Origin of the sequence: Microbacterium sp. cf046 (genome assembly GCF_900114345.1) — a bacterium.
Lineage (GTDB): Bacteria > Actinomycetota > Actinomycetes > Actinomycetales > Microbacteriaceae > Microbacterium.
In genome coordinates this window covers 576,414-588,265 of sequence record NZ_FOZJ01000003.1, presented here as the reverse complement: position 1 = coordinate 588,265, position 11,852 = coordinate 576,414, and the positions used below count along the sequence as shown (strand labels likewise).

Annotated in this window: 12 protein-coding genes; 3 read left to right on the top strand and 9 right to left on the bottom strand. The window is 67.7% G+C overall.

Features of this window, described 5'->3' with window-relative positions:
- Positions 1–53 precede the first annotated feature (53 nt).
- The 3 genes from BM349_RS15150 to BM349_RS15140 all read left to right on the top strand — a co-directional run bounded on the left by BM349_RS15150 (position 54) and on the right by BM349_RS15140 (position 3,300).
- Positions 54–1,502 (top strand): HNH endonuclease signature motif containing protein, encoded by a 1,449-nt coding sequence (locus BM349_RS15150; RefSeq protein ID WP_175525324.1) that lies wholly within the window; start codon positions 54–56, stop codon positions 1,500–1,502.
- Between the two features lie 183 nt (positions 1,503–1,685).
- Positions 1,686–2,759: an alpha/beta fold hydrolase gene (locus BM349_RS18980; protein ID WP_254773930.1), complete on the top strand. Its 1,074-nt coding sequence runs from the start codon at positions 1,686–1,688 to the stop codon at positions 2,757–2,759.
- A gap of 313 nt (positions 2,760–3,072) precedes the next feature.
- On the top strand, positions 3,073–3,300 hold the full coding sequence (locus BM349_RS15140) for a hypothetical protein (protein ID WP_091707887.1): 228 nt from the start codon (positions 3,073–3,075) through the stop codon (positions 3,298–3,300).
- A gap of 175 nt (positions 3,301–3,475) precedes the next feature.
- On the opposite strand, the gene BM349_RS15135 is transcribed toward BM349_RS15140, so the two are convergent.
- The 9 genes from BM349_RS15135 to BM349_RS15095 form a co-directional block, all read right to left on the bottom strand.
- Entirely contained in the window at positions 3,476–3,796 is a 321-nt protein-coding gene (locus tag BM349_RS15135) for a hypothetical protein (RefSeq protein ID WP_091707885.1), read from the bottom strand.
- On the bottom strand, positions 3,796–4,068 hold the full coding sequence (locus tag BM349_RS15130) for a hypothetical protein (RefSeq protein WP_139230943.1): 273 nt from the start codon (positions 4,066–4,068) through the stop codon (positions 3,796–3,798). The genes BM349_RS15135 and BM349_RS15130 overlap by 1 nt, the downstream gene beginning before the upstream one ends.
- Positions 4,069–4,146: 78 nt before the next feature.
- A complete protein-coding gene (locus tag BM349_RS15125; protein WP_091707881.1) occupies positions 4,147–4,584 on the bottom strand; it encodes a DUF1622 domain-containing protein in 438 nt (145 codons plus the stop codon).
- A gap of 135 nt (positions 4,585–4,719) precedes the next feature.
- Positions 4,720–5,010 carry a GNAT family N-acetyltransferase gene (locus tag BM349_RS15120; RefSeq protein ID WP_091707878.1) on the bottom strand — a complete coding sequence of 97 codons (291 nt, stop codon included), beginning with the start codon at positions 5,008–5,010 and terminating at the stop codon, positions 4,720–4,722.
- A 115-nt stretch (positions 5,011–5,125) separates the two neighbouring features.
- On the bottom strand, positions 5,126–7,357 hold the full coding sequence (gene yicI, locus BM349_RS15115) for an alpha-xylosidase (RefSeq protein ID WP_091707876.1): 2,232 nt from the start codon (positions 7,355–7,357) through the stop codon (positions 5,126–5,128).
- Positions 7,357–8,184 (bottom strand): carbohydrate ABC transporter permease, encoded by an 828-nt coding sequence (locus tag BM349_RS15110; protein ID WP_091709396.1) that lies wholly within the window; start codon positions 8,182–8,184, stop codon positions 7,357–7,359. The genes yicI and BM349_RS15110 overlap by 1 nt, the downstream gene beginning before the upstream one ends.
- Positions 8,185–8,267: 83 nt before the next feature.
- Complete coding sequence (locus tag BM349_RS15105; protein ID WP_091707873.1) at positions 8,268–9,233, bottom strand: carbohydrate ABC transporter permease; 966 nt, start codon at positions 9,231–9,233, stop codon at positions 8,268–8,270.
- A 61-nt stretch (positions 9,234–9,294) separates the two neighbouring features.
- Complete coding sequence (locus tag BM349_RS15100; RefSeq protein ID WP_091707871.1) at positions 9,295–10,611, bottom strand: ABC transporter substrate-binding protein; 1,317 nt, start codon at positions 10,609–10,611, stop codon at positions 9,295–9,297.
- A gap of 114 nt (positions 10,612–10,725) precedes the next feature.
- Complete coding sequence (locus BM349_RS15095) at positions 10,726–11,784, bottom strand: LacI family DNA-binding transcriptional regulator (protein WP_091709393.1); 1,059 nt, start codon at positions 11,782–11,784, stop codon at positions 10,726–10,728.
- Positions 11,785–11,852 lie beyond the last annotated feature (68 nt).

Below are 11,852 nucleotides of genomic sequence, written 5' to 3'. Positions count from 1 at the left end.
GTGGAGACATCGCAGGAGACGTGCCCACTCCTCGTCGCGAGAAGGGGATGGGCATGACGTCGACGATCGACCGAGCGGACCGTGCCTTCGCGCGGCTTCGTGCGCTCATCGGTGACCAGGACCCCTCGACCAGTGCGGATGCGCTCGCCGACGATGCGCTGCTGAAGGGGCTCAGTGAACTCGCGGAAGCCCGCCAGGCGCTGGATGTGATCGAAGCCGCGTTGAGCGCCGAGGTCGAGAAGCGATCCGATCGGGCGTTCGGCTACTCCGGGCTCGCGCAGCGCGAGGGTCACCGCACCGCGACCGCGCTCGTACAGGCGTTGACCGGTACGTCGAAGGCCGACGTCGATCGTGCGACCCGCGCCGGGCGCGACCTGGCAGCTGTGCTCGAGGTGCCGCGCATCGACGCGGACGGCGACGTGAGCAAGACCACCGCGACGCCGTGGTTCGCGCCTCTGGCCGACGCGTTGTCCATTGGCACGATCTCACGTGTCCAGTTCTATGCGATCCGGCGCAATCTGGGCGAACCGCCGATCGATCGGTACGACGACCTCGAGGCCGAGGTGCTGCTGGGCACGTGGCGCGAGGCGGCGATGACGCTCATCGAAGAGGTATCCGATCGCTCCGTCGAGGACCTGCGCACCGCCGCTCGCCTCGCCCGGGACACACTCGATCCGATCGGGACGCAGCTTCGCTTCGAGGAGCGGTTCGCGAATCGGTCCTTGACGATGTGGATGGATGAGAACGGCCAGCAGAACGCGCGGATCCGGTTCGACGACGATATGGCGGCATGGGTTCGCACGATTCTGTCGGCCGCGCTGCGACCGCGCAGGGGTCCACGGTTCGTCGATGCTGACCGCGGCGTCGCGGTCCCGGCAGAGGTAGACGTCGACCCGCGCACGAACGAGCAGTTGCAATACGACACGCTCGTCGCGGTGCTGCGCACGGGCGCCCAGGCGGACCCTCGTCAGGCCTTCGGAGATCGCCAGCCCGGCATCCGAGTCGTCGTCACGAGCGGGCAGCTCGGCCGGCTCGGCGCCGGCGTGGCGTTCGGTGTCGGACACCTCGAGGAGACGGGACAGACGATCCCGGGCGCCCTCGTCGAGACATACCTCTGCAACGCTGGCACGAAGACCGTCACTGTGGATGCGTGCGGCAACCCGCTCGATGTCGGGCGCGAGAAGCGGCTCTTCACGAAGAAGCAGCGCGATGCGATGTCGATCCGAGACGGCGGATGCCTCTGGTGCGGTGCCGAACCCTCCCGCTGCGAAGCCCACCACATCGACCATTGGTGGGAGCATCACGGGCGAACGGATGTCGCCGACGGAGTCCTGCTCTGCCGCAGCTGCCACATGCGATTGCACAACAGACGATGGCGGATCACCCGCGACGGTGGAGGCCTGTACTGGTTGAACGGTCCGCCCAGCGAAGGCGGAACCCCGAGCGAACCCGCGAGGGCGTTGCGACCACGCTCGCAACTGCGCTTCGAGCCGGCCGCATGATGCCGACGCCCTGGGTAGCCCGCTCCTTGAGGAATGGGCGACGCGGCCGGCGCTGGAGGAGTGGGCTACCTGGCCTCTCGAGGAGTGGGCGACCCGGCCAACCGTCAGATGCTTGGGCCCAGCCCGCACGATGCCCGAGCGCAGGTAACCGCCAGATGACACAGCTCCGGCTAGCCTCGAGGAGTGGGCGACATCGCGTACTTCACGCACGCGGGTGCGACTCTGATCGCCGAAACGGCATTCTCGGCACCGAGGGCGGACGTCCTCCAGCTCGATGTCTGCTCGCTCGGCACGAGGTCAGGCGCCGAGCGTCAAGGCGGCTCGATCCTCGTCGACGATCGCAGCGACGGCTCGAGAGCCGTGAGTGCCGAGGGTGGCAGGTCGGTCGGCGGGGCAGGCGTCGGCTCCGTGCGCGACAGCTCAGTGGGCATCGAGTCCACGAGCGACGGCCGCGTGGGTGGCAGATCGGTCGGGGCCGCATCAGTGGGCGTTGGAGCCTCGGCAGGCGACCCGCCGGATCCCGGCTCGGCGCCCAAGCCATCCTCGCGTTCGGTGCCGGAGAACGAGGGATACAGACCCACTCCGCCCATGTACATCCTCATCCATGGGATCGGCATGGGCCGCACGATCTTCGCCGACCTCGTGCACCACCTAGGCAAGATCGCACCGACGCGCACGATCACGATCGACCTTCCCGGCTATGGAGAGGCGCCCGAACCCGCTCGAGTGCTGACCATCGAACGGACCGCCGACCTGATCGCGGCGTTTCTGAGGAGTCGCGAGCTGACCGGAGTCGTCCTCATCGGACACTCGATGGGTACCCAGGTCGCCGTGGAGGTCGCGGCGCGGCATCCAGAGTCGGTCGAGAAGCTCGTCCTCGTGGCTCCCACCGTCGACCCGCGGGAGCGGACGGCGGCATGGCAGATCATGCGACTAGCGCAGGATCTGGCAGTAGAGAGCCCCCGAGTCGTGTTCGTCGGCGCCCGCGAATACCTGCGCGCCGGACCGCACCTCCGCGGCAAGTTCCGAGCGATGCTCGTCCACCGACCCGAGACGACCTATCCGCGGGTGGCCGCACCGACACTCGTCCTCCGTGGAGAGAACGACTTCGTGTGCTCGCGCGCGTGGTGCCGCTTCGTCGCCGCGTCATTGGCGGACGGCCGACTCGCGGAAGTCGAGGGCCATGGTCACGAGACGATGATCCGAGATGCCGCCCCCGCCGCCGCGCTCATCGACGAGTTCGCGCGCGCCGGCTGAATTCGAGTCACGACTGAATTCGTGTCACGACTGAAATCGGGTCACGACGGAGTTGGGCACACGACGGAGTTCAGGCCACGACGCAGTTCGACCACGACGGAGTTCAGGCCACGACGCAGTTCGACCACGACGCAGTTCGGGCCACGACGCAGTTCGACCACGACCTACGACCGAGTTCGGGCCACGACTGAATACGCCGGGCTCAGACCGCCCGAAAACGGTCCGCGCTGAGCGGAATCCTGCCATCCCCCGCGGCCTCGGCAATGTCGGAACCCCTCCCTACGTTGGAACCATCGGAACCTACGGAGGAGCCATGCTTTCCACCATCACCGCAGCTGAAACGCAGTTCCGTCACGAGTACGAGACCCGTCAGCGTGAGATCAACCTGCTCGCCTCGATTCGGGAACGACGCGCCGCCGAGACCGACCCAGTCGGGTTCAGCCCGAACCGGGAAGCGACCGCGCGCCCGGCACGCTCTGCACGGGCGCGACCGATCGGCATCACGCCCGTGGCGGCGAGCACCGCCGCCTGCGCCGCCTGACTGACGCACACGCGGACTCGACCAAGCGCCAGCGCGGCTCTACGGCACACACGGACTCCTGCGCCCGCCAGCGCAACTCGTCGCCCCGAGCGCGGCCGGTCCCACATCGTTTCCGCGAACGAGGGCCGGCGGCGGCGGGGTATGTCAGGAGGCCGCCGCCGGCTGTCTGGTCACCTCAGACGCCGCCACCACCAGCGCCGGGTGCCGATCGACGAGCGAGCGAACTCACTTCATCGTCGGTGAGCTGAATGTCGGCATCCGTCAGTCGTTGCCGAAGCACTTCTTCGTAGCGATCCTGTGACTCGTCACCCAGATCGACGCGCGTCTGTGCGGCGATGCCCTCGAGCTTCTCCTCGATCGTCGCGCTGTTCTGCTCGAGGATCGGCTCGTCCTGCACCGCTTCGGCGCCGCCCGCCTTGCCGGGCTCCTGGTGCACCGCACCTCCGACGCCCGCGTCACTCGGACGCTGCTGGCCGTCCTCGGTCGTGCCGGACATCAGGCGTCATCCTTGTCGAGGTCGTCGTCCGTGATCAGATCAGGGTCGGCGTTCCGCCCGGGAGCATCGCTCTCCACGCCGCCCGGCGCATCGGCGGTCGCATCCGTTCCGTCCGGAGCGTTCGGCGGAAGGCCGGATTCGGTCAGCGACGGAGAGTCGATCGCTTCGGCGTTCCGCTCGGCGGTCTCGCGGTCCGCGACCGCGCCGCTCTCCCAGCCTCCTGGCGGGTCGGCGTTCACCGCGGCCTCAGACAAATACCCATCCGTGCTCATGACGTCTCCTCACGACGTCACCACACTCTCCCGGCGGCGCGGATCCCCACAGGGGGTTGACGTCCGGCGACGCCCCGACTACAGGGGCTTGGGCTCGTCGGGAGCACGCGCAGCCGCCGAGGCGCTGCGGTCCTTCGCGATCGCCTGGCCGATCAGCTGTCCACCGCTGGTCATCATCGCGCGGCGCCAGGGAAGCATTCCCTCGATCTCGATCTGGATCGACATCGACAGGATCGTCCGGATGAGCACGATGATCCCGAGGATGACCGCATCCTCGATCGACGGCTTCGAAGTGATCGTGCGGATGAGATCCGCGGCGACGAGCACCTCCAGGCCCAGCAGGATCGCCGCGCCGAGCGTGGTGCGCAGCACGGAGAACGCGGCATTGCCACCCTCGCCGCGACGCAGCGCGCGCCAACCCAGGATGATCGCGATGATGAACCCGATGATCATGGAGAGCGCGCCGATGGCCTCGAAGCCGAGGGCGACGACGGTGAAGACGGGTTCGACGTGCACGGCCCTCAGTGTAGGGGCGCGTGAGCGTGGCGCGCGTGAGCGAGCCCGGGGGTTCGGAGCGCAGCCCCGCTGCCGCGCGGGTCAGCAAGCAGGGGGTCGGCGCGCACGAGCCGCCACGAACTTCCCCGCAGCCGGCTACGCGGTGGCGCGCTGGTGCAGGATGGCGTCGCGCTCCGGGTGCGCCGCGAACCAGTCCGCCACGTACCAGCACACGGGGATCACCTGACGATCGCCCTGGAGCTCGAGCTCGGCGACCGCGCGATCCACGACCTCGCCGGCGTAGCCGTGCCCGCGGAATGAGGGAACGGTGTACGCGCGGGTCATGGCAACGGTGCGTCCGTCGTCGCGATAATCCAGCACGCTCACGAGGTCGCCGCCGCGGTGGAGCGTGTACCGCGACGCGTCTGGTTCGTGCGTGAAAGTCATGGATGTCACCTGGCTAGGCTACGTCCGATCCGAGACACCGGGCGCGAGCGGCGCTGTGCGATTCCCGAGAGGCCCATGCCGCCTCCAGCGAATGACTCGCCGGAAATCCGCCGCGTCAACGCGTCACCGCCGACAGGTCGACGGTGAAGGTCTGCGAGCGACCGTCCGGCGTCGCGACGGTCACCTCGCGCGTCCCCGACCCGCCGGCGAACACTCGAAGCCGAAGACCGTCGAGGTAGTCGTAGTCAGGGCGATCGGTGCGCGCGCCCCACGGGATCACCGCCCCGGAGCGGACGTACAGCGGGATCGAGGTGAACCCGTGACGCTCGCGGCGCCACGATCCGCCGGTGACCTCCTCGCCGGTCAGCAGATTCGTCCAGAGTCCCGCCGGTAGGTAGAACTCAACGTCGCCGCTCGCCGAGAACACCGGCGCGACCAGGATGTCGGCACCGAGCATGTACTGGCGATCGAGGTACGCGACCGCCGGGTCGTCGGGGAACTCCAGCTGCATCGGCCGCATGATCGGCGTTCCCGCAGCGACGGCTTCCAGACTGGCCCCGTAGATGTACGGCATCAGCTGCATCTTGAGGTGGGTGAAGATACGGGTGACCTCGACCGCCTCCTCATCGAAGGCCCACGGCACCCGGTACGAGCCGGAGCCGTGGAACCGGCTGTGCGAGCCGAGCAGGCCGAATGCGGTCCAGCGCTTGAAGACGGCGGCATCCGGAGTGCCTTCGAACCCGCCGATGTCGTGACTCCAATGCGCGAACCCGCTCATGGCGAGCGAGAGTCCGCCGCGCAGCGTCTCAGCCATCGACTCGAACGTCGATGTGGAGTCCCCGCCCCAGTGCACGGGCATCGACTGGCCGCCCGTGGTCGCGGATCGCGCGAACAGCACCGCCTCGCCGGCACCCTTCGCGTCGACGAGCACATCGTGCACCGCCTTGTTGTACAGCTGCGTGTACAGGTTGTGCATGCGCGACGGATCCGACCCGTCGAAGTAGTCCACCTCGAGCGGAATCCGCTCGCCGAAGTCGGTCTTGAAGCAGTCCACGCCCTGATCGACGAGGGCGCGCAGCTTGCCCTGGTACCAGGCCGTCGCGTCCGGGTTCGTGAAGTCCACGAGCCCCATGCCCGCCTGCCAGAGGTCCCACTGCCAGACCGAGCCGTCAGGACGCTTTACGAGATAGCCGGATGCCGCCGCCTCGGCGAACAGCGGAGATCGCTGCGCGATGTACGGGTTGATCCACACGCACACCCTCAGGTCGCGCTCGTGCAGACGCGCGAGCATCCCGGTCGGGTCCGGGAACACTCGCGGATCCCACTCGAAGTCGCACCAGTTGAACTCGCGCATCCAGAAGCAGTCGAAGTGGAAGACCGACACCGGCAGCTCCCGGCGGGCCATCTCGTCGACGAACGACGTGACGGTCGCCTCGTCGTAGTCGGTGGTGAACGACGTCGACAGCCACAGTCCGTACGACCACGCCGGCACGATCGGCGGGCGTCCCGTGAGGGCGGTGTACCGATCGAGCACCTGCTTGGGTGTCGGGCCCGCGATCACGAAGTACTCGAGCACTTCGCCCGCGACCGAGAACTGCACTCGTTCGACCGCCTCCGAGCCGATCTCGTAGGACACGTGACCGGGATCGTTCACGAGCACGCCGTAGCCCCGGTTGGAGAGATGGAACGGGACGTTCTTGTAGGCCTGCTCGCTCGAGGTGCCCCCGTCGGCGTTCCAGACGTCGACCGACTGGCCGTTCTTCACGAGCGGTCCGAACCGCTCGCCGAGGCCGTAGATGAGCTCCCCGACGCCCAGATCGAGCTGCTCGTGCACGAGGGCCTGCGCGTGCGGAGCATCCGTCCCAGATCGTGCGTTCCCGACCACGCCGCAGTCGACCTGCGCGTCGGGGGCGAGCTGGATGTACCCCTGCGCACGACCGCCGCTCCCGGTGACCCGGGTGCCGTCGACCTCGAAGGAGAGGTTCCACGGCGCACCGGGCGTGATCCGGGCCGTGAGCGATCCGGTCTCGAGCACACCGCCCGCGTCGGAGACGGATGCCGTCCCCACGCCGCCGTCGACGGCACCGGGCAGCTCGAACCCGCCGTGCCACTTCCCGCCGGTGTGATGGGCGATGCGCACGCGCACCACGCCCTCGAGCGGCGATGAGAGCGTCACGGTGAGGGTCGGCCGGTTGAGCACGTCGCCGCGCTGGCGGATCACGGTGGTGGGCGCCGTGACGACCAGCGCCGCGCCGTCGCCGTCCACCGGATCGATGTCATAGGCCTCCTGCGCGTACAGCGCGGTGACCCCCGGGCGCAGCTGCCAGAACCCGTCGGTGAACTTCATTACTTGACTGCTCCTGAGGTGATGCCCCTGGTGAGGGTGCGCTGGAAGATGAGGAAGAAGATGAGCGTCGGGATGATGCCCAGCAGCGCCGAAGCGCTCGTGGTCGTGACGTCCATGAGCCGGTCGCCCTGCAGGACGCTGATCGCGACCGGAACCGTCTGGTTCGCGTTGGAGGCGAGGAACGTCAGCGGGATGAGGAACTCGTTCCACGTCCAGATGAAGAAGAAGATGAGCAGCACCGACAGGGTCGGGCGGCTGATCGGGAACACGACCCGCCACAGGATCTGCCATCGGCCGGCGCCGTCCAGCGACGCCGCCTCGAGGATCTCCTTGGGGAACGTGCCGTACACCGACGAGAGCAGGTACGTGCCGAACGCCGCCTGGATCACGGTGAACACGATGATCACCGACCACACGTTGTCGTAGAGACCGACTTCTTTGAACATGTAGTACAGGGGGTACAGCAGCGCCTCCTGCGGCAGCAGGTTCGCGAGCAGGAACAGCAGCACGATCCACGACCGGCCCTTGACCCGACCGATGCCGATCGCGAACGCGTTGAGCATCGAGATGAGCACCGCGAGCACCGCAACGACGCCCGAGATGAAGATGGAGTTCCACACCTTCTCGGGGAAGTTCACCCGGTCCCAGAACTTGATGATGCCGGTGAAGTCGAGTGATTCGGGAAGCGCGAGTGGTCCACCGGTCGCGTAGTCGATCGGCGACTTGAACGAGTTGACCAGCACCAGGTAGAAGGGTGCGATCACGGCGATCGCGCCGACGATCACGAGCGCGAGCAGAAGCCAGTCCACTCCGCGCTTCTTGGTCATGCCGCCCCTGGCCCGCGGCGGGCGAGCGGTCCGGCCGCCGGGTGTCGTGGCGGGCGTGTTGACGAGAACGGTTCCGACAGCCATCACAGACCCGCCCTTTCCTTGAGTTCGATGGAGTTCTGCACGCGGATGAAGATGATCGACACGATCACGACCACGATCGTGAGGACGGTCGCGATCGTCGCGCCGTAGCCGACGTTCCGCTTGGTGAAGAACTCGGTGTACGCGTAGTAAGCGGGAACGAGGGTGGCACCGGCGGGGCCGCCGCGCGTGATGACGTACACGGGCCCGAACACCTTCAGCGCGGCGATCGTGCAGGTCAGGGTCACGACGAAGATCTCGGGGCGGATGATGCTCATCGTGATGGCCGAGAACCGCTGGAACCAGTTCGCGCCGTCGAGCTCGGCCGCTTCGTACAGCTCGGGGTCGACGCGCTGCAGCGCAGCCATGAAGACGACGATCGGGTAGCCCAGCTGCACCCAGATCAGCACCACCATGAGCACGATCAGGGCGGAGGGCATCTGGCCCAGCCAGTCGACGGGCGGGATGCCGAAGAACCCCAGCATCTGGTTGAGGGCGCCGTCGGCGCCCGGGCGCACGATCCAGCCGACGACGATGCCGGCGATCGCGACCGGGAGGATCTGAGGAAGGTAGTAGGTGGCCCGCAGGAAGCTGCCGACCTTGCCGCCGAACTTGCGGCCGACGACGTCGAAGAGCAGCGCCGCGATGATCAGCCCGGCGATCGTCGGGACGACCACCATCGCCACGACCATCCAGATCGAGTTGGTGAACGACGTCCAGAAGTCCTCATCGGTCAGCAGCTTCAGCCAGTTCTCGAGCCCGATGAACTCGGGCGTTCCCACGCCCCGCCACTTCGTGAAGGTGAGGAACACGTTCCAGATGAGCGGGACGATCACGATCACCAGCAGCAGGACGAAGCCGGGCAGCAGGTACATCCAGTACGCCCCGGTCCCCCCCTTGCGCTGAGGGATGGACGGCTGCTCAGGCGGCGGCTTCACGCGGCCCGAGCGGGTGGTGGCAACAGACATGGCTCAACTCCAGGGTGATGGTGGGGGCGGCATCCGCAGGAGTACCGCCCCCACCAGCGGATCAACGGAACTCGGCGGTTCCTTCGTCGTACTGCTCACCGAGGTTCGCGTTCGTCGTCTCGACGTCCTGCACACCGGTGACCAGACCCTGCAGCTCCTGGACGATGACGTCGTAGAAGCCCGGCGCGGGCCAGTCGGGGTAGAACGACAGGCCGTCGTCATCGAGGATGCCGTTGAAGGTCGCGATCAGCTCGGCGCTCTTCTCGTCGGTGATGTCCGCCGGGTCGGCGGCGACGGGGACGCCGCCGTTGTTGCCGATGATCGCCTGGATCTCCGGCCGCATCGTGATGTCGATGAACTCGTAGGCGAGCTCCTTGTTCGAGGCGTTCTCCGGCACGACCCACAGGTTGCCCGACGAGCCGAGCGACAGGTCGGCGCCGGGGAATGCGGTCATCGTCCAGTCGAAGCCGGTCGCCTCACTCACGAAGCGGCCGTACCACCACGAGCCGGAGACGAAGATCGGCGCGGTGCCGTTGATGAAGGCCACACCCGCGTCCTCGGCCTTGATCGAGGACACATCGGAGGCGATGTAGCCCTTGTCGACGTACTCCTGGAGTGTCTCGGTCGCCGAGGTGATCTCATCGCCCTGCCAGTCGACGGGGTTCTCGTAGAGCTGGTAGTCGTTCACGAACTGGCGATCGGCGCTGCTCAGTGCGAGCTGGTACCAGAGCTGTCCCAGCGGATATTCGGCACCGGCCTCCGCGAGCGGCGTGACCCCCTGCGCGACGAACGCGTCGAGCACGTCGACGAACTCGTCGTACGTGGTGGGGATCTCCAGACCGGCTGCCGCGAACGCGTCCTTGTTGTAGTAGACGCCGACGAACTCGCCGTAGTTCGGGATGCCGTACCAGGTGTCGCCGCCCATGACGCCGTCTTCGCTGTACTTCGCCGTGGTCTGCAGCGAGGGGGCGAGCTTGTCGGCCCAGCCGTACTCGTCGACCGCGCCGGAGATGTCGGTGATCAGGCCGGTGCTCGCGAGGAAGCCGGCGGTCGCGTTGCCCTTGTTGAACTCCATGAGATCGGGCGCGGCGTCGGTGTCGAGCACCTGGCTTGCCGTCTTCTGGATCTGCTCGAAGGACTTCTCCTCGAACTCGACCGTCGCGCCGGTCTCCTCTTCGAAGATGTCGATGGCTTCGGCCCAGGCCTTGCCCATCGCGCTGTCGGCGCCTTCGTAGTGCCAGAGCTTGAGGGTGTCTCCGGACTCCTCGCCGCTGTCGCCGGATCCGCCGGCGCAGCCGGCGAGCGCGAGACCGGCGATCGTCAGCGAGCTGACGAGAGCGATCCCCCGCTTCGTGTTGGTGTGAATGGTGCGTGCCATCGGTGGCATTCCTTTCTTGGTGACCCGCATTGGTCGGGGCAGTGGGTGGTCGGTGTTCGGTATTGTCGAAGCGCTTCGATGAGCGGCGAGTGAAAGGGACAGGAGCGAGATGGTTCAGGGGGTCGGACCCTCGCTGCCGGGTGAAGAGTGCACGCCGGCGCCGGGCACGAGGGCCGCGACCGACGCGTTCGACACGTACGTCGGCGCGATCAGGCGCAGGCCGGGCTCGGGCCGGTCCTCGCCGAGGCTGCGGATCGCGAGGTCCACGGCGAGGTCGCACGATGCCTCGGGCACGAGCGGAATCGAGTCGAGCGGTGTCGCGAGAGCTCCGGTGTCGAAGGAAGCGCCGACGGAGACGAGCGAGACGTCATCGGGAACGCGGAGTCCGAGCTCGGCCAGCTCGCCGAGGACGACCGCGTGCGCCTCCTCGGTGCAGTGCAGCACGAACGCGGTGGCTCCGGCATCCCGCAGCTGCCCCACGGCGCGCCGCGTGGCCGTGCGGCTCGTGCGCTTGGTGCCCGTTGTGGCGAACACGTGCGCGAGCCCCCGTGCTTCCGCGCGCTCCTCGAACGAGGCTCGCACCCGAGGCGGGAAGTTCGACTTCTCGTAGCTCACGTCCGGCTGCCCGATGAGCCCCACGATGCGGTGGCCGGCGTCTGCGAGCCGGTCGACGGCGAGCGCCGTCGCTCCCTCGAAGTCGAGGTCGACGCACACCAGGCCTTCGTTGTCGTCGGGGACGCCGATGAAGATCGTGGGCGTCGAGATGGCCCGCGACAGCTTGACGCGCTCGTCGTCGGGGGCGACATCGAGCACGAGGATCGCGTCGACGAGCCCGTTCGCCGCGACGCGGCCCATTCCCGCCTTGGCGTCCTCGTCGGTCAGCAGGAGCACGTCGTAGTCGTTGCGCCGGGCGGCCACGGCCGTGGCGAGCACGAACGCCATGTGCGTGGGTGCGTGCGTGTCCTTGCGCAGCGGCTCGGTCAGCGCGAAGATCTGGGTCCGACTGCCGGCCAGCATCCGTGCACCCGCGTTCGGACTGTAGCCGAGCTCGCGCACCGCATCCTCGATGCGTCGGCGGGTGTCGGGTGAGATCGGGCGCTTGCCGCTGAGGGCGTACGACACGGTGCTGATCGACACGCCGGCGGCCTCAGCCACCTCGTTGATCTTCACCATGCGGACTCCTTTGTACATGATCGCCTGATCGTCGAAACGCTTCGCGGAAGCGCTTCGACTGCGATGGT